Below are 22883 nucleotides of genomic sequence, written 5' to 3' on the forward strand. Positions count from 1 at the left end.
AGAAAACCATGTTTTAGCGCTTTTTGCGCAGGTTGATTATTATCTGATTAAACAATATAATAATAGAGGTTGCTCAGGTTTTTTTGTTGGAGCAACCTTTTAGTCTTTTATATGGAGGAATTATATGCAGATCATAGTAGTTGGCTGTGGAAATGTCGGCCAGACGCTTACTCAACAACTTAGCAAGGAGGGACATGATATAACGGTCATAGAGGAGAACAGCAATGTTCTTCAGTATGTGGTTAACAGTTATGATGTCATGGGAATAGTGGGTAATGGTGCCAGCTATTCCATAATGAAGGACGCAGGTATTGAGTCGGCGGATCTTATGATTGCTGTTACGGAGTCGGATGAACTTAATCTTCTTTGCTGTCTTATAGCAAAGAAAGCAGGTAATTGCCATACAATAGCCAGAGTTCGTAATCCGATCTATAAAAAAGAGATCAATTTCATCAAAGAAGAACTTGGTCTTTCAATGGTAATCAATCCCGAGGAAGCGGCGGCGGGAGAAGCGGACAGACTTCTTAAGTTCCCGTCTGCAACGAAGGTTGAAACTTTTTCAAGGGGAAGAGCGGAGCTCGTAAAGTTTATCGTTACCAAGAATCTAAGAATTTGCGATAAGGCTTTGAAAGATATCCCAGACGACCTTAAGAAACAGGTCATTATCTCCGTGGTATCACGTGACAATGAAGTATTCATTCCTGATGGTAACTTTATATTAAGGGCAGGGGATGAGATAACAATTTTCGGTTCCGGCAGAAATACACTTGCTTTCTTTAGAAAACTCGGACTTCCGACAGCAAAGGTTCCTTCGACGATAATCGTAGGCGGAGGAGAGACAGGTTTTTATCTGGCAAAAGAGCTCATGTCTATCGGAATCAAAGTTACGCTCTTTGAAAAAGACCCTGTAAGATGCAAGGAGCTTTCAGAGCTTCTTCCTCAGGCACTTATAATAAACGGAGACGGAACAGACAAAGATATGCTTCTTGAAGAGGGTATTACTTCTGTCGGTTCTTTTGTAGCTCTTACAAATCTTGATGAGGAGAATATTATGCTCTCAATGTATGTTAAGAGCATAAATCCCAAGGCAAAGATCATTACCAAGGTTCATAGGGTAAATTATGGCGATATAATCGGTTCACTTGATATAGGAAGTGTCATTTATCCCAAGAATATTACGGCGGACAGGATTGTTCAGTTCGTAAGAGGAATGTCTGCTTCCCAAGACAGTAATATCGAGACACTTTACAAGCTCAACGATGAGCGTGTAGAAGCACTTGAGTTTATTGTCAGAAACGGAAGCCCTGTAATAGGAGTTCCTCTTGCACAGCTTAATCTTAAGAAAGGTATTCTTATTGCCTGCATTAATCACTACGGAGAGATCATATCTCCGACAGGTGCAAGTGTGATAAAGGACAGAGATTCTGTTATCGTTGTTACGACACAAACAGGATTAAAAGACATAAATGATATTTTGGAGAACTAAAAAATGAATTATTCAATGATCAGATACATTCTCTTCAGACTTATGAGAGTCATGGGATGTCTGTTTATGTTGCCGTTCGTGGTGGCAATAATCTATAAGGAATACGACAGCGCAGTGTCTTTCCTGGCGCTCGCGGCAGTTGCCATGATTGTCGGAGTCATTGGCTCTCGTAAAAAACCTTCAAACAAGGTTATCTATGCAAAAGAAGGCTTTTCCATTACGGCCGTGGCATGGATACTTATGAGTCTTTTGGGCGCGGTTCCTTTTGTTATTACCGGAGCTATTCCCAATTACATTGATGCTGTGTTTGAGACAATATCAGGTCTTACGACAACCGGAGGAAGTATTCTCACGAGTCTTGACGGTATCGAATACAGTGTACAGTTTTGGAGGACATTTACTCACTGGATCGGTGGAATGGGAGTTTTGGTATTCCTTCTTGCAATCGTTCCGATGGCGGACGGCTACAGTATGCACCTTATGCGTGCGGAAAGCCCGGGGCCTGTTGTAGGTAAGATTGTTCCCAAGGTAAAAGATACTGCTAAAATTCTTTATCTTATATATTTCGGAATCACGGTTGTTGAGATCATATGCCTGTTCCTTTCGGGAATGCCGCTTTACGATGCGATAACAATATCTTTTTCAACCGTTGGTACAGGCGGATTTGCTGTTAATAACGCCGGTGTGGGCGGATATTCCGTATTAAGCCAGGCCATAATCATTGTATTCATGGCACTTTGCGGAGTAAACTTCACCGTTTACTATTTTCTTTTGAACAAGAAGCCGAAAGAGGCTTTTGCAATAGACGAAGTAAAATTCTACTTCGGAACAATGTTTATAGCGGCGGCACTTATTGCTGTGAATATTTACAGAGCGGGAGTTCTTAATAACGCAGGACTTTCGTTCCACCATTCGCTCTTTGCGGTTGTTTCCGTTATGACTACGACAGGTTTCGGAACACTTGACTTTGACAAGTGGCCGATGTTTTCCAAGATGATCCTGTGTATCTTGTCGCTTGTCGGAGCGTGTGCCGGTTCGACGGGCGGTGGTTTCAAATTCTCGAGAGCCATTATCGTAGTAAGGAACTTTAGGAATGAACTTAACTTTATTGTTCATCCCAAAGCTATCAAGAGAGTATATATGGACGGACATACGGTTGAAGGTACCACGGTCAAGTCTGTTTCTGCGTATCTTGGCCTGTATGTTATGACATTTATTGTTTCAACAATAATCGTTGCACTTGATAATTTTGATTTTCAGACCACAGTAACCTCAGTTGCGGCTACTCTTAACAATATAGGACCCGGACTTGGAATGGTAGGTCCCATGGGCAATTATTCAGAGTTCTCTGCTTTGTCCAAATTGGTTCTTATGTTTGATATGTTGGCGGGAAGACTCGAACTTTTGCCGATATTTATTATCATGAAACCTAAAACATGGCGTAGATAAGGCATTTGTAGAGAAATTGAATAAAATTTGCAATATTTTTGAAAAAATCTATTGGAATCTGTGTCCAAATTGTGATAAACTTTAGTTTATTCTGTGAAATAAAGGTTAAAAAAGTATAAAGTTTGTTTTGAGGTGAAGATGAAAAGAGCAAGATGGGTGGTTATTGTTCTTGCTGTGGTATTTGTAGCTGTTTTGTCAGCCGTATGTCTGCATGTTTATAACAGACACGGTTCGAATCAGCAGGCAGCTGATAACGAAGATGCATACTATGCCGCAGAAGAAACACTTCTTAAGTATTTGGGCGTCGATGAAAAAAAGGATGATGCTTCCAATAGCGACGAAGAAATAGTTGCAGATTTGTCTACAAACAGCAGGTTTACTCAGAGGGTAACGGTTAAAGACGATAATGATGAGATGCTCCCATACAGCGGAACGATAACAAAAGATACGGATTCATTTTATCCGGGAACATATGAGATATCATTTAATCAGAATGATCTATTGCCAAACAAGGCTACCGTTGAAGTTGAGATGGATGTATTAAAGGGCGATGAGGTCTATATACTTACCGGAGATAAGGATTCGGGCTATACGGAATATGCGGTTGTTACCGTAGATAAGTATAATACTGTCAGATTTTCAACGGATATGTTGCAGACATATACTCTGTCTACAACGAATATTGCTGCAGCACAGGAAGCTATGGCTGGCATTGCAGGTAATTGAATCAGTTTGAAAGTGCACCGGCGATAAGGAGCCTTATCACGTATAAAATGATGAGATGAACAGGGTAGAAAGCGTAGAACAGATATTTATATCTGCCAAGCTTTTTACCTTGTTTTTGATTATACAGACATATGAGGAGAAAGGCGGGAAAGCTTTGCCATTCTGTGTTGTATGAAGCAATAACAAAATATGCGGCAAGTACATTTAAAGGGAAAAGAGGCTTAAAGAAGCAGAATATCACTGCAAGAAAGACCCCATAGCATTTGTAGTCACTCTGCATGAAAGCGGCAGCGCCGGATGTGAGCAGGATAATGATGATGCCTGCGACCATTGCATAAGTGGCATTCAGATTCTTTTTTTGAAAATAATTACTTACGGCATCTACACTCCATAACGTGATAAGCGCAATAAAAAGAGTTATGCATACGTTATTGTTTTCAAGATGTAGTCCGCTGTAAAAGGCATAGTCGTAAGGAATCTCTGATATTAATGCAAAAACAAGCAGACTAATTGCGTATTTTAGTCTGCTTGAAGTATGTAGGAATCCTTCTGCGATGAGAAAGATAAAGAGAGGGAAAGAAGTCCTTCCTATAAATCTCATCGCCTTATATATCGTGTTAAGGGTATCAAAAGACATCCCCACGGGTAAAATGTCATCTTCTACCAGTGGAGCAATTATAGCTGCACCTATGTGGTCTATAAGCATTGTCACGCAAGCTATTATTTTTAGTGTGTTTCCTGATAATTTGCGGAAACTTGCAAAATTGTCCATTAGTTTAAGTCAGCCTCGTCAGATTGCAATAGGAATGTCTTTGAGCTGCTCTCCGGCAACCTCGTAGTTTTCAAGTGACACGTCATTTCTTGTAAATTCGTAGAAATCTTTTATGTCCGGATTTAATGTGAATTTAGGAGCGGGAAGAGGAGTTCTCTTAATAAGCTCTTTTACAAGAGGAATGTGTCTGTCGTAGATGTGCGCATCTGCGATAACGTGTACAAGTTCGCCGACGTTCATATCACAGACTTGAGCCAACATATGAACAAGAACTGCATACTGAACAACATTCCAGTTGTTTGCGGCAAGCACGTCTTGTGAGCGCTGATTGAGTACAGCGTTGAGCGTAAGTCTGCCTTCGCCCTTTTTCTGGGTGACATTGTAAGTTACGCTGTAAGCGCATGGGTACAGGTTCATTTCGTGAAGATCTGAGAACACGTAAGTGTTTGTCATGATACGTCTGCTGAATGGATTGTTTTTTAGGTCATAGATGACTCTGTCGATCTGGTCGAACTCGCCTTCTCTGTATATGCTTTTTTGAGCAATCTGGTAGCCGTAGGCTTTTCCGATTGAGCCTGTTTCATCGGCCCATTCATCCCAGATATGGCTGTGAAGATCGTTTATGTTGTTGCTCTTTTTCTGGTAGATCCAAAGTATCTCGTCGGTTGCGCTTTTAAGTGCGGTTTTTCTGAGAGTCATGATAGGAAACTCTTTGGAAAGATCGTATCTGTTCACGACACCGAATTTCTTTATGGTATAAGCGGAAGTTCCGTCCGGCCAGTGGGGGCGAACCTTCTCGCCTTCTGTTGATGTTCCGTTTTCCATGATATCGTTGCACATGGAAATAAAAATTTCATCGGCTTTTGACATACCGTTCCTCCTAAATTTATATAACGTTATTTTCCCCATTTGTCGCATAATGCGATTATCTGATCTGCAAATTTTGCTTTATCTTTGTTTGTCATGCCTTCGCTCTTTGCGATTATGCCGACAAGTCTTGCACCGGCTGCTTTGAGTCTTGCATAGACATCGGATACGAGAGTGGCTTCCTTTGTCTTCTTGGGAATGGGAACAGCTTCTTTTATGAATGTTCCGGACACAAGGTCAAACTCGGTTCCGCTGTAAGGTGCATATGTATCGAATCCGTACTCGTCTCGTAGGAGTTTGGCAAAAGAGTTGCATACGCTGTCTTCACCGTGTACGACAAATACTTTTTTGGGACGCTTTTTGCTAAATCCGTTTATCCATTCAATAAGTCCGTTTTTATCGGCATGTCCCGAAAGTCCTTCAAGCTTGCAGATATCTGCCTTGACATCAACAGTTTCGCCAAAGAGTTTTATCTGTTCGGCGCCGTCAATGATAGTTCTTCCCGTTGTGCCGATCGATTGGTAGCCGACAAACAAAATCGTGCATTCTTCACGCCAGAGGTTGTGCTTTAAGTGGTGCCTTACACGGCCTGCCTCGCACATGCCTGATGCAGAGATGATAACCTTTGGCTCAGGATCCTCGTTGATGGCTCGTGATTCTTCTGTTGTGATGGCAAGATTAAGTCCCGGAAAAGTTATGGGATTTATCTTGCGCTTTACAAGTTCCATAGCCTCTTCATCGTAGCATTCGTAGCGGTTTTCATCGAATATCTCAGTTGCTTCAACGGCGAGCGGACTGTCTACAAATACCGGGAAATTCGGGAAGGATCTTACGAGTCCGTCCTTTTTTATTTTCCTGATAAAGTATAGCATTTCCTGAGTTCTTCCGACGGCAAAAGAGGGGATGACAACATTTCCGCCTCTTGCAAAAGTTCTGTCAAGAATTTCCGACAGTTCTTTTATGTAATCGGGTTTCTCAGTTCCGTGCAGTCTGTCACCGTAGGTTGATTCTATCAGAACATAGTCTGCGGAATCTGTAAGCTGTGGATTCTTTATCAGTGGCTGATCTTTGTTTCCGATGTCGCCGGAAAAGACAATTTTCTTGCTGATATTTTTTTCCGTAATCCATACTTCAATGCTGGCCGAACCGAGAAGGTGGCCGATGTCGGTGAAGCGTATCTTTATACCGTCGCAGACAGATATCTCATCTCCGTATTTACATGGGATAAAAGACTTGATCGTCTTTTCTGCATCTTCCATGGAATAGGTGGGCTCCATCCGCGTTATTTCTTTATTTCGCTTAGCTTTTCTGTTACGCCATTCGGCTTCCTGCATCTGAATATGTGCGCAGTCTCTGAGCATAATGTTGCACAGATCGCAGGTTGCGTCGGTTGAGTATATTTTTCCCCTGAATCCTTTGGCGTATAAAAGAGGAAGATTTCCCGAATGATCCACGTGAGCGTGGGTGAGAAATACATAATCGATTTCGGGAGCTGAAACGGGAATCGGAACATTTTCGAAATAATCTTTGCCCTGTTCCATTCCGTAATCTATAAGAATATTTTTTCCACAAGCGGAAAGTAAATGGCAACTGCCCGTTACTTCGTGGTCAGCGCCGATAAAGGTAAGTTTCATGGCGTTTCCCCCTTTCAAATAGCATATCATAATTTCTTTGTGGAAAAAATAGGCGATATTTGGTAAAATAATTGCATTGACTTAATTAGTTAAGAAAAATTGGGAGATGTTTACTATGAAAAAAAGGGAAAAATTTATTGCGATTGCAATGTGCACAGCTATGGCCTTTTCCGTTGTAGCTTGTGGAAAAGATAAGGGAGCTGATGATTCATCACTCTCAGTTTCGGTTGAGGATGTTACAACTGAGGCTTCTTCAGAGGCTTCTACAGAAGAGGCAGAGAACTTTGAAGTTCCTGAAGGAATGTACCTCAGTGAGATCACAGGTGAGCCTATCAGTGAAGAACTTAAAGATCAGCGTCCCGTCGCTGTAATGGTTGATAATGAGAAGACAGCGCTTCCTCATTTCGGAACATCGGAAGCAGACGTTGTTTATGAGCTTATGAACAGCACACAGAATGACAGAATTACCAGACTTATGTGTATCGTTAAGGACTGGGAAAAGATTGAACAGATGGGAAGCGTAAGAAGTACACGTCCTACTAATATTCTTCTTGCAGCTGAGTGGAATGCGGTACTTTGCCATGACGGCGGACCTTTCTATATCGATGAGTATTTGAAGAATCCTTGGGCACAGCATTTCTCAGGCACATTTTCCAGAGTAAAGAACGGAAAGCCCAGAGAATTTACAGAGTATGTTTGCAAGGGAGATCTTGATGAGAACTTCTCAAATACAGCAAGCAAAACAGGATATTCAAAAACATACACTGAGTATAAGAATGACGGTAGTCACTTCAACTTTGCTCCTTATGGCAAAGAAGTAGACCTTACAAAAGTATATGACAGAACATATCCTGCAACAGAGATTGCACTTCCTTTCTGGCATAATACTTCAACTCTTAAGTACAACGATCAGACTAAAGAATATGAGTATTATGAGTATGGATCACGTCATGAGGATGCTGAGGACAATGAACCTCTCAGCTTCAAGAACGTAATTATCCAGAAATGTGATTTCCATCAGTATGATGATCACGGTTATCTTATTTATAACTGTATCGCAGCAGGACAGCCCGGATGGTATATCACAAACGGTGTTGCCAAGGACATTACATGGGTTAAGGACGGAGAGACACATGTAACTAAGTACTATGACGATAAGGGTGAAGAGATTCAGATCAACACTGGTAAGACATATATCACACTTGTTCCGGCTGATACATGGGATTCACTTACTGTAAAGTAATAAAATAATAGACTATGAGGGCTGCAATATTTTGCAGCCCTTCTATTTTGGAGGAGAATATGAAAGCAATAGTAGCAGTGGATAAGAATTGGGCAATCGGATATCAGGGACGCCTTTTGGTGAGCATCAGAGCCGATCAGCAGAATTTTAAGAATTTAACAATGGGAAAGACTATCGTGTATGGTCGTAAGACTCTTGAGACTTTTCCTCGAGGGGTAGTGCTTCCCGGAAGAAATAACATTATCCTTTCAACAAGAAAAGACTATGAAGTAAAGGATGCTGTTGTTGCGCACAATAAGGAAGAGCTTGCTGAGCTTTTAAAAGGTGTTCCTTCTGATGATATATTTATCATTGGTGGAGCAAGCGTGTATAATGAATTTATTGATGAGTGTGATACAGCGATTGTCACTTTTATCGATAAGGAATATCAGGCAGACAGTTTTTTCCCTAATCTTGATGAAAACACTGCCTGGGAACTTGTAGAAGAGAGTGAGGAACAGGTTTATTTCGACATAACATATACGTACAGGACATACAAAAAGAAATAAAGATACAACGGGGGTAACGCATATGGAGAAAAGAGTTCTTATTTTGATAAATAAAACTGCGGGGGTTGGAAAAGCAGGAAATTATACTTTGGACATAGTTACGAGGTTTGCGAAGGCAGGATATGAGCCGGTTGTATTCCCTATTTTGCCTGAGGATGATATTACCTCGGAAACTATCATTTATCAGTATGACGGTCGTGTTGACGCCATACTGTGCAGCGGCGGAGACGGTACGCTCAATCATGTTGTAAATGCAATAATGCGTATGTGCAATAAGCCTGTTTTGTCGTATATACCGGCGGGAAGTACCAATGATTTTGCAAAGGGACTGGGAATACCGGGAGTCAGAGCAAGGGCAATCGAGGCCGCGGTAGACGGAAAGCCGTTCAAGTATGATGTAGGAAAGATGAATGGCACGTATTTTAATTATGTTGCGGCGTTCGGAGCTTTTTCTAAAGTAAGTTATGCAACGGATCAGGAACTTAAAAATGTTCTTGGTTATGCGGCATACTTACTCAGTGCGGTTGCAGAACTTCCGCAGAATATCGGATACAGCTGTCATATGGAAATTGAAGCGGACGGAGTAAAAGAGAGCGGTGACTACGTTTTCGGAGCAGTGAGCAACTCATCATCTGTTGCGGGAATGACGCTCTTTGGAGATGAGCTGATACAGCAGGATGACGGACAGATGGAGCTTATTCTTATACACGCGCCCAAGAATCTTGCTGAATTTAATTCAATAATCTCGGCACTTGCGATGAAGCAGCCCGATAACCCGTACCTTACATATAAGCAGGTTAAGCATGTTACGTTCAAGGCTTCGGAAGAAGTAGAATGGACTTTGGACGGCGAATATGGCGGATCCTACAAGGAAACGGATGTATCTGTTATCGAGAAAGCCATAACTATAAGGACAAAGAATTAATTTAATAAAGCAAAAGGCTGACGCTATGGGGGTACCTAAGCGTCAGCCTTTTGCATAAGTCGTGCAATTTTGGGAAGCGCTGATGAAGCGTTTTTGCGCATCCCGCGAAGTGGTTAAGGAAATACTGTAATGGTCGGTATTTCCCTGAAAAAAAGAGGTTTGTGGGGTTATCTATAGAATACTTCACCGAGTTTAAGGTCTCTCTTAAACGCCGGTATAGAAGTGTTCTTATCAATTATTACAGATTCAATTCCCATGATCTCAGCCCAGTCAGCCATCTGGTCTACTGTGAGGTCATAAGAGAATGCTGTGTGGTGTGCGCCGCCTGCAAGAATCCATGCTTCAGCACCTGTGTAAAGATCCGGATACGGTGTCCAGTATGCTGTTGCAACCGGAAGATTAGGCATGGGCTTTTCTGTCTTTTTACATTCAACTTCGTTGATAATAAGACGGAATCTGTTTCCGAGGTCAACAAGTGATGTGGCAACACCCTTTCCTTCTTTTGATGTAAATACAAGTCTTGCGGGATCTTCCCTGTCACCCATTGAAAGAGGTTTAACCCTGATACTGATAGGGCCGTCTGCGATAGTAGGGCATATCTCAAGCATGTGAGCTTCGAGTATTCCTTCTTTTCCTCTTACAAGGTTATATGTGTAATCCTCAAGCATTGAAGTACCCTTAGCGTCTTTCATGCCTGCGGTCATTATCTTCATAAGACGAACCATTGCGGCAACTTTCCAGTCACCCTCTGCGCCAAATCCGTAGCCTTTTTCCATAAGTCTCTGGATTGCAAGTCCGGGAAGCTGGCCGAGTGAACCGAGGTCTCCGAAGTGAGTTACGATTGCCTGATAGTTCTTTTCCTCAAGAAATCTCTCAAAACCAAGTTCTATCTGAGCCTGAACGGCTACGTGTTTCTTGAATTCATCGGGATCTCTTCCGTCGAGAATGATCTCGTACTTGTCATAATATTCATCGAGCAGTGCGCTTACGTCGGCAGCATTTACAGCTGCTACGCTGTCTGCAATTTCATTTACGGGATAAGTATCAACTTCCCAGCCAAACTTGATCTGAGCTTCAACCTTATCACCTTCTGTAACCGCAACATTTCTCATGTTGTCGGCAACTCTCATAACTCTGATGTGGCTTGATTCCATGACGCCGACAGCGGTTCTCATCCAGGATGCGATCCTGCTTCTTACTTCGGTGTCTTTCCAATATCCTGCGATAACCTTGCGCTCAATACGCATTCTGCTGACGATGTGACCGTATTCTCTGTCGCCGTGTGCAGCCTGGTTCTCGTTCATGAAGTCCATATCAATTGTATCGTAAGGAATTTCTTCATTGTACTGAGTGTGCAAGTGAAGGAGAGGCTTTCTGAACTCCTGAAGTCCGATTATCCAGGACTTTGCAGGTGAAAATGTGTGCATCCATGTGATGACGCCTGCGCATGTTTCGTCAGCATTTGCCTCGTTGAAAGTTTGTCTGATGAGCCGGTTTGTTATAAGAACCGGTTTCCATACAACTTCGTACGGTAACATTCCGGATTTGTTGAGCTCTTCAACAATTTCTTTTGAATGATCGGCAACGTGTCTCAGGACTTCATCCCCATAAAGATCCTGAGAGCCCGTGCAAAACCAAAACTTGTATGACTTTGTTTTGATCATGTGTAACCCTCCTTAAAAATATAGCGTTATTACCCCATGTATTGCTTTCCCTTCTCACAAAAAAGACAATACGTTATAATCTGATTTTCAAACTTGTACGTACGAGTGGTCAAGTTGTAAACATTCTGTGCGGGTTACCGTTTAGGGGTTAATTTTTACATGCTTTTGCAGGAGTTGCCAACGATGAGCTTGGGTTCTATGACAATTGTTTTGTCGACTTCTTCGCCGTGGATCATTTTAAGGAGTGCCTCTGCGGCAATCTTGCCGAGTTCCTGCTGGGGGTGGGCTATGGTTGTGAGGGTAATGTCTGTGTTACTTGCAGTTTGCGAGTTGTCATATCCTGTGATTGAAATGTCCTCAGGAACCTTAAGGCCGAGCTCGCGTATAGCTTTGATGAGGTGAAAGGCTATCTGATCGTTGTAGGCTACGATGGCGTCGACTTTTTTACCGCTTTTGATCATCTTCTGCAGAGTGGTGTAGGGGTGCACGGCTCTGTCTTCTGTGTAGAACCATATGACATTTTCCGGATCATATGTGATTCCTGCTTTGGCGAGAGCCTTGGCATAACCTTTGTGCCTGTTTTGCCCCTGCGTGTCATCGCTTTTAAATACCCCGAGGATATTCCTGTGTCCAAGATTGATCAGGTGCTCTGTCAAAAGATATGTGCCTTTCTCGTCATTCATGATGACATGCGGTTTGTCTTCCATAACGGAGTATGCGCCCTGAATGAAGATATAGGGGATTCCGTAAGAATCAAGCTTGTCATACAGATACTTGTGCTTGCAAAAAACGTTACTCTTACTGGGTTCTATGATTATGCCGTCGATATTTTTTTCAATAAGCTCTTCCAGACACTTTATTTCTCTTGTCCTTGAGTTGTTTGTATTTTTGAGCACAATACTGTACCCGTTTTCAGAAAGAACGGAATCGATACCGCTTATGACTTTCGGGAAAATGTAGTCCGAAAGGTACGTCATCACAACGGCGATATCCTTTGAGTCTTTTTTAAATCTTGAAGCATCGGAGCAGTAAGTGCCGCTTCCCTGAACCGCATATACAAAGCCTTCATTTATCAGGTTGGAGATGGCTTTTCTGACTGTCTGACGGCTTACGCCATACTTTGCGGTAAGCACGTTCTCGGACGGCATTTTTTTTCCGGGTTTTATCTTTTCCTCCAGGATGAGTTGCTTTAGTTCTTCCTCTATTTGCTGATATTTAAGCGATGTTGATTTTGGGTTATCCATGATTGCTCCCCTTTATAATAAGCTTGAGATAATATATGTATTTTATCACCGATTAAACGTAAGTTGTATATACAAGTTTTAAAGCGTTGTGACCACAATGTTGCGCCGAGGTAGTGGTTTTGGTAAACTTCGAGTAGTGCAGGAAGGAACTTTAAAGCGAAATGTTTTTGTATGAGAAAAAGAATCATAAAAAAGACGGACATGAGTATATTGCGATAACGGGATATGAGGGCAGCATCAGGAAACTTGTGATACCTCATAAGATTGACGGCGCCTTGGTTGAGGAAATAGGAAATCACTCTTTTTCAGGAAGAGACGATATCGAAAGTGTTGTACTTCCCAAGAGTATTAAGACTGTTTTCGGATTTGCTTTTCACAACTGTAAGTCGCTTAAAGAGATAAGCGTGTACGATGGAATAATCGATTATTACGACGGCGTTTTGAGGCAGTGCGACAGTCTCAGAAAAATAGATGTGACTATAAAAAGCGGAAGATACGAGATAATTCGAAATTTTCTCGCGGATGTGGACAGGACACTGAGCTTTTGGATAAAGATTCATCAGGAGGATGGAAACGTTGAAGAAGCTCTTTTGACCTTTCCTGAGTTTCTTTATGATTTCAATGAGAATACAATGGCGAGGACGATCCAGTTCTCTATAGGCGGATCGGGCTATGCGTACAGGGAGTGCGTTGACAGGAGTTTCATCAATTTCAGGGAGTATGACAAGCTCTTTGAAAAGGCGATAATAGACGGAAGCGAGATCGCTGAGGATATAGCTATGGGGAGGCTTTTGTATCCGCTTAAACTTGAAGACAGATTCAGAGAAAAGTATGAGGAGTATGTTTCCGATAATTTTGGAAGCATTTTTAACAGATTGATAGATGAGGCATCTGAGACGGAAGAGAATCTTGAGTATATCGGTAAGCTCCTTGATTACAGGATGGGTGCGACCGGAGCTCTTTTCCTTGATGAGCATATCGAAGAGGGGATAAAAAGAGCTACGGATGCCGGAAAGACTTTGCTGTGCGCGGTTATTGTCGAGCGGAGCAGAAAGCCCGGTGGGAATTTCGAGGAATTCAATCTTTTGTAAAAGGCGGAGGCTGAGATGGAGAAAGACATGGATCAAGGTACTTCCGGAAGTGCGAAAAGAAGGGAGCTTGAGGCTGTAGGTGTAAAGGCACTTGAGGCTTCGAGAACGGAACTATATATTGCTATGAGATTCATGGGGGCAGCGCTTATGAGCCTTCGGTATGAGATGGATCTTTCGACGGTTACAGTAGGTACGGATGCGGTGAACATCAGGTACAATCCTTCGTATATATTAAAGCTCTTTGTCGAGGAGCCGGGGAAGCTTAACAGAACGTATCTGCACATGATACTTCACTGCATATTCAGGCATATGTACACCTCAGCGTTCTATGAGGATGAGAGACTCTTTGATCTGTGCGCCGATATCGTGGTCGAATCGATTCTCGACGGTATGGACTATCCTTGCATCTACAGGGTTACGTCGGATTACAGGGACAGGATGTATGCGCTTTTAGAGGATGAACTCAAGGTTTTGACTGTGGAGAAGTTATACAGATTTTTTTCTGTTGAGGGAAAAGAACTTTCGATAGATGAGCTTGAACGGGCAGAGCGGGAGTTTAAGCTTGATGATCACGGTTTTTTCAGAAGGATTCCGAAGGATGAGCCGGAGAAAGAAAACGACGAAGATGAGAAGCTTAAGGAAAAGCTGATAAGTCCGCTTGTTTTAAGGGAGATTAAGGATAAAGAAAAAGACTGGGAGAAAGAGGCAAAACGTCTTCAGAGCGAGATAGATGCGCTTTCAAGCAGGGCGTCGGATAAGGTCGGGAAGCTCTCTTTTCTTCTGCAGATACAGAATACGTCAAGGACGGATTACCGGGAATTTTTAAAGAGGTTTATGATACTTAGGGAAGAGGGCGGTATCGACCTTGATAGCTTCGACTACGGGATGTATTCCTTTGGGATGACGCATTACGGAAATATGCCGCTTATTGAAGAGAACGAGTTCAGGGAAGTTAAGCGGTTAAAAGAGCTGGTGATCGCGGTGGATACTTCGGCGTCCTGTACGGATACGCTGCTTGAGGGATTTCTTCGAGAGGCGGCGAAAATTCTTTTGGACAAGGAGAGCTTTTTTCAGAAGATCAAGGTGCATCTTATCGAGTGCGACGACAGGGTGCAGAAGGATGAGCTTATTGAATCCGTTGAAGATATGGAGAGGCGCATCGGTAAGATTACGGTTGAAGGCGGCTTTGGAACGGACTTTAGGCCTGTGTTTGAATATGTCGAGAACTTGCGCGAAAAGGGAGAGTTTGAGAATCTGAAGGGGCTAATATATTTTACCGACGGGTATGGAGAGTATCCGGAAAAGAGCCCTGACTACGATGTTGCGTTTGCGTTTCCGAAGGATGGTGACATCGATGATACAAAGGTGCCGGAGTGGGCACTTAAGCTATATGTATAAGAAAGTGGTTTTGAGTATGGCGCATAGATTTATACATTTGATTATGAAATATGCTGTGTAAATTGAAACACGTCTTATTTAAGATAATTGCACAACAATAGATGAGGGATTGACCATGAACATAAATGAAGCAAAAGAGGAAGTGAAAAATGCCGTTAGGGCATATCTTACGAAAGATGAGAGCGGGCAGTATGAGATTCCCGTAAACAGGCAGAGACCCGTTCTTCTTATGGGACCTCCCGGAATAGGTAAGACTGCGATAATGGAGCAGATTGCGTGGGAGCTTGGAATAGGTCTTGTATCTTATACGATAACTCATCACACGAGGCAGAGCGCCATCGGACTTCCGATGATCTCTGAGAAAGAGTATGGTGGGAAGAAGTATTCGGTAACCGAATACACTATGAGCGAGATAATAGCGGCTGTTTACGATCAGATAGAGAAATCCGGGGTAAAAGAGGGAATTCTTTTCCTTGATGAGATAAACTGCGTCTCGGAAACGCTTGCACCTACGATGCTTCAGTTTCTTCAGTACAAGACTTTCGGAACACATAAGCTTCCTGACGGATATATAATTGTGACTGCCGGAAATCCTGCGAAGTATAACAAGTCGGTCAGAGATTTCGATATAGTAACTCTCGACAGAGTGCGTCAGATTGATATTGAAGAGGACTTTGAGGCGTGGAAGGAATATGCATATAAGGCAGGCGTTCACGGTGCGATCCTCGCTTATCTGGAGATTAAAAAAGATAATTTCTACAGCATCAGGACTGAGCTCGAGAAAAGAAGTTTTGTGACCGCAAGAGGCTGGGAGGATTTATCGAGAGTTATCAAGGTTCATGAGAAACTCGGCGTTGTTGTGGATGAGAATCTTGTCAGTCAGTATATTCAGAATGCGGATATTGCTTCTGATTTTGCAACGTATTATGAGCTTTATCACAGGTACAGAGAGCTTTATAAGATTCCCAAGATTCTTGAGGGAGAGGCGTTTGAGGACAGGGATGCCCTTCGAAACGGAAGCTTTGATGAAAAGCTCAGTATTATCGGGCTTCTTACAGATAAACTGATGGAAGAGTTTAGGGACTATGCCAAAGATCAAGCGGTTCAGAAGAGCTTGTTCGTAGTCTTGAAGGAGTTTCTTGGTTGCTGTGAAAAGAATGCCTTAAAAGCCGATGCTGCTTCGGAGTATTTATTGTCAAAAGCCGATGAGGAGCTGGAGATTTTAAAGAAGGATGTCGAGACCGGAATGGTGAGCCGCGATGACGAGAAGTACAGGCGAATTGCGGCAGCAGAGCTAAAGAACTGCGCAGAGATTATTGCCAAGGATTGCGATAAGAATCCTGTCTCAGTGGTGAAAGAGTGGTTCAACAGCAGGGAGCTTTCAAGGAAAAATGCAAGTGAAGTGAGCGGAAGACATCTTACAAACAGCCTTGAATTTATAAATCGCGTGTTTGGCGATGAGGAGTCTCTTTCGGGAAACCAGGAGATGGTCATTTTTCTTACAGAGCTTTCGAACGCTTACTACAGCCTTAAGTTTGTTCGCGAGACGGGAAATGAAGCGTATTACAAATATAATAAGATACTGCTTTTGAATGACAGGAGGCAGGAGATTAATGAGGAGATTCGGAAGGTTGTGTATGAGCTGGAGTGAGTGAAAAATTAACGGAATCAATTAAGAAAACGCCATATTGTAATTCCATTCATAATGGTGTATAACCATATTTATAAAAATTAAACAGACGGGAGCTTGTATTACAGGCTGAGAGGAAGGTGTGACCTTCGACCGAGAACCTGATTTGGATAATGCCAACGTAGGGATGCCTTGTAGAAATAGGAGATTTATGCGGAAGCTTACCGGACGGGAGCTTCCGCTTTTTTGATGCAAAAAAAGATGCCTCCGCCGGATGCTAAAGCACTATCGTGCATTGATTTTCAGGCCCGTCAAAAGGAGATTGATATGAAAAATCAAAAAGTATTGCTGAAAATGGTTACGCTTGCTATGTTTGTCGCGCTTGGAGTTGTGATTTCTCCGATACTTCGTGTTGAGGGAATGTGCCCTATGGCGCATCTTATCAATATCACGTGCGCTGTGTTTATGGGGCCTGTGTATGCCTTTACATGTGCGGTTTTGATCGGCGTGATAAGAATGACGACGATGGGGATTCCGCCGCTTGCGCTTACGGGTGCGGTGTTTGGCGCGGCTCTTTCCGGAATTTTGTATAAGCTTTCAAAGGGCAAGATTATAGCAGCGGTTATCGGCGAGATTATCGGAACCGGAATTATCGGTGCGATCGTATCATATCCTGTTATGACTTATCTTTGGGGCAAAACTGGGCTAACACTTTTCTTCTATGTCCCTTCATTTATCATGGGAACGCTCATAGGTGGAAGCATTGCGTACCTTCTGCTTAAGAGGCTTGCCGCTACGGGAATGCTTAGAAAGATACAGGATAGCCTTATATGAAAACAAACATCTGCAAACAACTAAAAGAACAATCGCCCCTAATTCACTGCATCACTAACCCAATCTCAATAATGCAGTGTGCCAACGCCGTGCTTCTTCTTGGTGCAAGACCGATAATGGCGGAGCATCCCGATGAAGTTCGTGAGATTACGGCAAGTGCGAAAGCTCTTTTGCTCAACTTCGGAAACGTAACGAGGGACAGGCTTGAGGCGATGGCTGTATCTTATGATGAGGCGATGAAAAAAGAGATGCCTGTCGTGATAGATGCGGTGGGTGTTTCGTGCTCGGAGCTTCGAAGAAACATCGTAAAAAAGATGACAGGTAAAAGAAATCCTAAAGCTCCGATGCTGATAAAAGGCAATTACTCTGAGATACGGGCTCTTTTCGACATCGACTATAAATCATCAGGAGTTGATGCGGATAAGAAGCTCACATTCGAAGAGACAATCAACATCGCCAAGGAACTTGCAAATAACCTTAATGCCATAGTTCTTGCAAGCGGAGAAAAAGACATAGTAACAGACGGCAGCAGAACGGCGGTTATCGAGAACGGAACGAAAAAGCTCGGTAGCATAACCGGAACGGGATGTATGCTCGGAGCAGTGTGCGCAAGTTTTTTTGCGGTAGATACAAGTATTGAAGCGGTTGTGAATGCGACGTCGGCTTTTGGGATAAGCGGAGAGAACGCAGAGGGCAACATGTTCCTGATGCGATTGTTTGACGCTATCGCGGAGATAAATGACGACATCATTGAAGAAAGGAAGAAAGTTACATGGTACTAGACAGAAAGCAGCTTAAGCTCTACCTTGTCACGGACAGCACGGATAAGAGCGACGAAGAATTCCTTAAAGCTCTTGAAGAGGCGATAGAAGGCGGTGTTACCTTTGTCCAGATCAGGGAAAAAAATAAGTCGACAGCGGAGTATATAAATCTCGTAAGTAAGGCGCTTGAAATCACAAGAAAGCACAATGTGCCGCTTATCGTTGATGACAGAGTTGATGTCGTTCTTGCGACAGGCGCAGACGGAGTACATGTCGGAAGAGAGGATATGCCTGTTGAGACGGCAAGAAAGATTCTGGGAAAAGACAAGATAGTTGGCGCAACAACCAAGACTGTCGAGCAGGCACTTGCAGCGTACAAAGCAGGTGCGGATTATCTGGGTGTGGGTGCGATATATCCGACAACGACAAAGGTAAAAACGATTCTTACTTCAACTGAAACTTTAAATGATATCTGCAATGCGGTGCCGATTCCGGCAAATGCGATAGGCGGGCTAAATAAAGACAACCTTGGTGTATTAAAAGGCATTCCGATTGCCGGAATCTGCGTAGTGTCTGCGATCATGAAATCTGAGTCGCCAAGGGAAGCGGCGCAGGGACTTATTAAAGCGATTGAAGAGTTGTGATTATATATAAATGCGAATAAAAGCTATTTATCAATGAAAAATGCAGATTATTGCATATCAGAAATTATACGATCGGGAGAGATTTTCAATGAAAGTAGTTTTATCTATAGCGGGAAGCGACAGTAGCGGCGGAGCCGGCATTCAGGCAGATCTTAAGACAATGACCGCACACAAAGTATACGGAATGACTGCGATAACGGCGCTCACAGCTCAGAACACAACAGGGGTTACGGATATTATGGAGGCAAGTCCCGAGTTCCTTGGGGAGCAGATTGAAGCTTGCCTTAGTGACATTCCGTGCGATGCGGCCAAGATCGGAATGCTTCCGTCTGCAGAGCAGGTTAAGGTGGTGCACGAAAAGCTCACCAAGTATAAGGTAAAAAATCTTGTTGTGGATCCGGTGATGGTTGCTACAAGCGGCAGCAGCCTTATGAAGGATTCGACAGCCGAGGTTATGGCGAGGCTTCTTTTTCCCATAAGTCGTGTTATAACGCCCAACATACCTGAAGCTCAGGCACTTACGGGACTTAAGATAACATCGAGAAAAGATATGGAAAAAGCTGCGGAAGAACTTGGAAATGAGAGCGGATGTGCGGTTCTTTTAAAGGGCGGCCACAGCATAGAAGATGCCAGCGATGTTCTTTATGAGAACGGGAAGCTTACGTGGTTCGAGGGAAAAAGAATTGAGAGCAGCAATACTCACGGAACGGGATGCACACTCTCAAGTGCGATAGCTTCAAACCTTGCACTTGGTTTGAATCTCGAAGATGCTATACGAAATGCAAAAGCATATATCTCTGATGCAATCGCGTCGGGACTTAATCTGGGAAAGGGTTCGGGACCACTTGATCACATGGTGGATTTATGAAATAGGAGTAAGCAGGAGGGTATATGGTCAAAATAAACGGAGAAGAATACCAATATGAAAACAAGCAGCTGACTGCGGTTCTTGAGGAACTTAATTACGACAAGGCCAGGATTGCTGTTGAGATCAATGAAGAAATCGTACCAAAGGTATGTTACGATGCTACTGTTCTTAAGGACGGAGATATCGTAGAAGTTGTGAGCTTTGTGGGAGGTGGCTGATATGACACCGACGAGAGAGGAGTTCCATAATGCGCTCATAGAGCGGCACGGAGCCGAGAATCAAAAGAAATTTGACAAGGCGACAGTGGCAATCTGCGGACTTGGAGGGCTCGGTTCCAATATTGCTATATGCCTTGCAAGAGCGGGAGTTGGAAAGCTGATTCTTATCGACTTTGATAAAGTCGACATAACCAATCTTCACAGGCAACAGTATAAGGCTGCGCAGGTTGGAATGCCAAAGGCACAGGCTCTTTCAGATAATCTGAAAGAAATAAATCCATATATAACCATCGAGACGCATAACACGAAAGTCACAGAAGAAAATGTCATCGAACTTACAAAAGACGCAGACTTAGTCTGCGAGGCATTTGATAAGGCAGAGAACAAAGCAATGCTTGTAAATGCGATACTTGAAAATGCTCCCGAAAAGTACCTTGTATCAAGCTCCGGAATGGCGGGCTTTGGAAGTGCCAATCTTATTAAGACAAAAAAGATCTCGAAAAGGTTCTTTTTATCCGGAGATTCCGTTAGTGACGTAAATGACGGCATAGGATTGATCTCTTCGAGAGTGATGGTGTGTGCAGCACACGAAGCACATATGGCGCTGCGCATATTGATGGGAGAAACGGAAACGTGAATGATTTGATGAGCTGACAAGCCGAGTTTTAGCAGACAATGAAGAATTCAGATCGGCAATATCACAGCACATCGGGTAGGAGAAGGAAAATGACAGAAGACAAACTTATTATCGGAGGAAAAGAATTTAATTCAAGATTCATTCTTGGATCGGGAAAGTACTCGATGAAACTTATCGAGGCTGCAACACGTGATGCGGGCGCTGAGATAATCACGCTTGCAGTAAGACGAACAAATACGAAGGATGAGGAGAACATTCTGGACTTTATTCCAAAGAATGTCACACTTCTTCCAAATACGAGCGGAGCAAGAGATGCAAAAGAGGCAGTGCGTATAGCCAGACTTGCAAGAGAGCTTGGATGCGGTGATTTTGTAAAGATTGAGATCATGCGCGATACGAAATATCTTTTGCCCGACAATTATGAAACTATCAAAGCGACGGAGATACTTGCAAAAGAAGGATTTGTGGTAATGCCTTACATGTATCCGGACCTCAATGTTGCGAGAGAGCTTAAGGAAGTGGGAGCAGCGTCAATCATGCCGCTTGCTTCACCTATAGGCTCAAATAAGGGACTTGCTACAAAAGAATTTATACAGATTCTTATAGATGAGATTGACCTTCCGATAATCGTTGACGCGGGTATCGGAAGACCTTCTCAGGCCTGCGAGGCAATGGAGATGGGAGCTGCTGCGATAATGGCAAACACAGCGCTTGCGACAGCAGGAAATCTGACTCTTATGGCATCGGCATTTAAAGATGCCATTGAAGCCGGAAGAAAGGCATATCTTGCCGGAGTCGGAAGAGTTTTGACCCGCGGAGCCAGCGCATCCGATCCTTTGATAGGATTCTTGCATTAGTGATGCTGTTGTAAGATATTTCGACTTTTGTACAGAATGGACAGCAACACTAAGGAGGAAGATATGGAAAATCATTTTTTGATCGATTCGGATGAATTGTCCGAGGCGGGACTTGAGCGCAAACACAGGATTGAGAACGATCCTTCGTTCAGGACGGATCACATGGCTTATCTGCCCGGAATGGACGTGATCGAATCCGATGTTTGCAAGAATGTAATGGAGCACTTTGAGTCATATGATTACAGCAAGTATACGGCGAAAGATGTCAGAAGAGCTCTTGATAGCGAGAGATGTTCGATTGAAGATTTCAAAGCACTTCTTTCACCTGCGGCGGAGCCTTTTCTGGAGCAGATGGCTGAGAAGGCACAGCGCGAGACGAGCAAGCACTTTGGGAATACGGTATATCTTTTTACCCCGATATATATTGCAAATTATTGCGAGAACTATTGCGTTTACTGCGGATTCAACTGCTATAACAGAATTAAGAGAATGAAGCTGTCATACGAGCAGATTGAACATGAAATGAAGGTCATAGCAGACAGCGGAATGGAGGAAATCCTGATCCTTACGGGAGAGAGCCCCGCCAATTCGGATATTGAGTATATCGGAGAGGCATGTAAGATCGCGAGGAAGTATTTCCGAATGGTCGGAATTGAGATTTATCCCGTGAATGTTAAAGACTACAAGTATCTTCACGAGTGCGGTGTGGACTACGTCACTGTATTTCAGGAAACTTACGATACAGTCAGATATGAACAGCTGCATCTTATGGGAAACAAGAGAGTCTGGCCGTATAGGTTCGATGCACAGGAGAGGGCACTTATGGGCGGCATGCGCGGCGTAGCTTTTTCTGCGCTTTTGGGGCTTTCGGATTTCAGGAAGGATGCGCTAGCTTCGGCGCTTCATGTATATTTTTTGCAAAGAAAATATCCTTATGCCGAGATGTCTTTGTCCTGTCCAAGGCTTCGCCCCATTATCAACAACGAGACCATAAATCCGCTTGATGTGGGCGAGAGGCAGCTTTGCCAGATTCTTTGCGCGTACAGAATATTCCTGCCGTTCTGCGGAATAACGGTTTCATCGAGGGAAACGGCGGAATTTAGAAACGGCATTGTGAAGATTGCTGCTACCAAGGTTTCAGCGGGAGTATCGACGGGAATCGGCGATCACGAACAGAAGTATTCGGGAAAAGAAAAAGGTGAAGAGGCCGGAGATGAGCAGTTTGAAATATCGGACGGACGAAGCCTTAACAGAATGTATAAGGATATTGAAAGCGAAGGGCTTCAGCCGGTTTACAACGACTACGTATACGTATGATATAGAATCGTGAGAACTTTGAAGAAACGGGGCGATTCGAATATAAAACATGGAAAAATCAGTTTATTAC

22 protein-coding genes and 1 riboswitch are annotated in these 22883 nt (G+C 43.3%); of the genes, 17 read left to right on the top strand and 5 right to left on the bottom strand.

All coding sequences use genetic code 11. The features are described 5' to 3' along the window. The first annotated feature begins 124 nt into the window (after positions 1-124). From trkA to DL92_RS0106405, 3 genes are all read left to right on the top strand, one after another. On the top strand, positions 125-1486 hold the full coding sequence (gene trkA, locus DL92_RS0106395) for a Trk system potassium transporter TrkA (RefSeq protein ID WP_026656859.1): 1362 nt from the start codon (positions 125-127) through the stop codon (positions 1484-1486). A 3-nt stretch (positions 1487-1489) separates the two neighbouring features. Then, positions 1490-2935 (top strand): TrkH family potassium uptake protein, encoded by a 1446-nt coding sequence (locus tag DL92_RS0106400; protein WP_026667225.1) that lies wholly within the window; start codon positions 1490-1492, stop codon positions 2933-2935. A 138-nt stretch (positions 2936-3073) separates the two neighbouring features. After that, positions 3074-3661, top strand: coding sequence for a hypothetical protein (locus DL92_RS0106405; protein WP_026656861.1), 588 nt, complete (start codon positions 3074-3076; stop codon positions 3659-3661). A gap of 1 nt (position 3662) precedes the next feature. Here the strand turns inward: DL92_RS0106405 and DL92_RS0106410 are convergent, their stop codons facing one another. From DL92_RS0106410 to DL92_RS0106420, 3 genes are read right to left on the bottom strand one after another with little or no spacing between them, the layout of a single operon-like run. Further along, positions 3663-4433 carry a TraX family protein gene (locus tag DL92_RS0106410; RefSeq protein WP_026667226.1) on the bottom strand — a complete coding sequence of 257 codons (771 nt, stop codon included), beginning with the start codon at positions 4431-4433 and terminating at the stop codon, positions 3663-3665. A gap of 18 nt (positions 4434-4451) precedes the next feature. Next, positions 4452-5303 (bottom strand): thymidylate synthase, encoded by an 852-nt coding sequence (gene thyA, locus DL92_RS0106415; RefSeq protein ID WP_026667227.1) that lies wholly within the window; start codon positions 5301-5303, stop codon positions 4452-4454. 26 nt (positions 5304-5329) lie between these two features. Then, positions 5330-6934 carry an MBL fold metallo-hydrolase RNA specificity domain-containing protein gene (locus tag DL92_RS0106420; protein ID WP_026656865.1) on the bottom strand — a complete coding sequence of 535 codons (1605 nt, stop codon included), beginning with the start codon at positions 6932-6934 and terminating at the stop codon, positions 5330-5332. Positions 6935-7049: 115 nt separating this feature from the next. On the opposite strand from DL92_RS0106420, the gene DL92_RS0106425 reads away from it, so the two are divergent. Genes DL92_RS0106425 through DL92_RS0106435 form a run of 3 tightly spaced genes read left to right on the top strand, consistent with a single transcriptional unit; the run spans position 7050 to position 9650 of the window. Further along, complete coding sequence (locus DL92_RS0106425; RefSeq protein WP_081816844.1) at positions 7050-8177, top strand: DUF3048 domain-containing protein; 1128 nt, start codon at positions 7050-7052, stop codon at positions 8175-8177. A 59-nt stretch (positions 8178-8236) separates the two neighbouring features. After that, positions 8237-8725, top strand: coding sequence for a dihydrofolate reductase (locus DL92_RS0106430; protein ID WP_026667229.1), 489 nt, complete (start codon positions 8237-8239; stop codon positions 8723-8725). Positions 8726-8747: 22 nt separating this feature from the next. Continuing rightward, complete coding sequence (locus DL92_RS0106435; RefSeq protein ID WP_026656868.1) at positions 8748-9650, top strand: diacylglycerol/lipid kinase family protein; 903 nt, start codon at positions 8748-8750, stop codon at positions 9648-9650. Between the two features lie 167 nt (positions 9651-9817). Here DL92_RS0106435 and araA read toward each other — a convergent pair whose 3' ends face one another. Together araA and DL92_RS0106445 are read right to left on the bottom strand one after the other, a co-directional pair. After that, positions 9818-11314 (bottom strand): L-arabinose isomerase, encoded by a 1497-nt coding sequence (araA, locus tag DL92_RS0106440; RefSeq protein WP_026656869.1) that lies wholly within the window; start codon positions 11312-11314, stop codon positions 9818-9820. A 155-nt stretch (positions 11315-11469) separates the two neighbouring features. Then, a complete protein-coding gene (locus DL92_RS0106445) occupies positions 11470-12558 on the bottom strand; it encodes a GntR family transcriptional regulator (RefSeq protein WP_026667230.1) in 1089 nt (362 codons plus the stop codon). Between the two features lie 161 nt (positions 12559-12719). Between DL92_RS0106445 and DL92_RS18460 the strand changes: the two genes are divergently transcribed. From DL92_RS18460 to thiH, 11 genes are all read left to right on the top strand, one after another. Further along, positions 12720-13649 (top strand): leucine-rich repeat protein, encoded by a 930-nt coding sequence (locus DL92_RS18460; RefSeq protein WP_051199221.1) that lies wholly within the window; start codon positions 12720-12722, stop codon positions 13647-13649. Positions 13650-13664: 15 nt separating this feature from the next. Then, positions 13665-15047: a vWA domain-containing protein gene (locus DL92_RS18465; protein ID WP_034462177.1), complete on the top strand. Its 1383-nt coding sequence runs from the start codon at positions 13665-13667 to the stop codon at positions 15045-15047. Positions 15048-15162: 115 nt separating this feature from the next. Continuing rightward, the gene (locus DL92_RS0106460; RefSeq protein WP_026667231.1) at positions 15163-16698 is read left to right on the top strand and encodes an ATP-binding protein; all 1536 of its coding nucleotides are present in this window, start codon (positions 15163-15165) and stop codon (positions 16696-16698) included. Positions 16699-16779: 81 nt separating this feature from the next. After that, positions 16780-16882, top strand: a riboswitch (TPP riboswitch). Positions 16883-17004: 122 nt separating this feature from the next. Continuing rightward, on the top strand, positions 17005-17511 hold the full coding sequence (gene thiW / locus DL92_RS0106465) for an energy coupling factor transporter S component ThiW (protein WP_026667232.1): 507 nt from the start codon (positions 17005-17007) through the stop codon (positions 17509-17511). Then, positions 17508-18293: a hydroxyethylthiazole kinase gene (thiM, locus tag DL92_RS0106470; protein WP_026667233.1), complete on the top strand. Its 786-nt coding sequence runs from the start codon at positions 17508-17510 to the stop codon at positions 18291-18293. Before thiW ends, thiM begins: the two co-directional genes overlap by 4 nt. Continuing rightward, entirely contained in the window at positions 18284-18916 is a 633-nt protein-coding gene (gene thiE, locus DL92_RS0106475; RefSeq protein ID WP_026667234.1) for a thiamine phosphate synthase, read from the top strand. Before thiM ends, thiE begins: the two co-directional genes overlap by 10 nt. 88 nt (positions 18917-19004) lie before the next feature. Then, positions 19005-19784, top strand: coding sequence for a bifunctional hydroxymethylpyrimidine kinase/phosphomethylpyrimidine kinase (gene thiD / locus DL92_RS0106480; protein WP_026667235.1), 780 nt, complete (start codon positions 19005-19007; stop codon positions 19782-19784). Positions 19785-19807: 23 nt separating this feature from the next. Then, entirely contained in the window at positions 19808-20002 is a 195-nt protein-coding gene (gene thiS / locus DL92_RS0106485; RefSeq protein ID WP_026656874.1) for a sulfur carrier protein ThiS, read from the top strand. Between the two features lies 1 nt (position 20003). Beyond that, positions 20004-20639 (top strand): thiamine biosynthesis protein ThiF, encoded by a 636-nt coding sequence (gene thiF / locus DL92_RS0106490; protein ID WP_026667236.1) that lies wholly within the window; start codon positions 20004-20006, stop codon positions 20637-20639. Between the two features lie 89 nt (positions 20640-20728). Beyond that, positions 20729-21496 (top strand): thiazole synthase, encoded by a 768-nt coding sequence (locus DL92_RS0106495; RefSeq protein WP_026656876.1) that lies wholly within the window; start codon positions 20729-20731, stop codon positions 21494-21496. Between the two features lie 63 nt (positions 21497-21559). Continuing rightward, on the top strand, positions 21560-22813 hold the full coding sequence (gene thiH / locus DL92_RS0106500) for a 2-iminoacetate synthase ThiH (protein WP_026656877.1): 1254 nt from the start codon (positions 21560-21562) through the stop codon (positions 22811-22813). The last annotated feature ends 70 nt before the right edge of the window (positions 22814-22883 follow it).

This window comes from Butyrivibrio sp. AE2005 (assembly GCF_000686965.1).
Classification (GTDB): Bacteria; Bacillota; Clostridia; order Lachnospirales; family Lachnospiraceae; genus Butyrivibrio; species Butyrivibrio hungatei_A.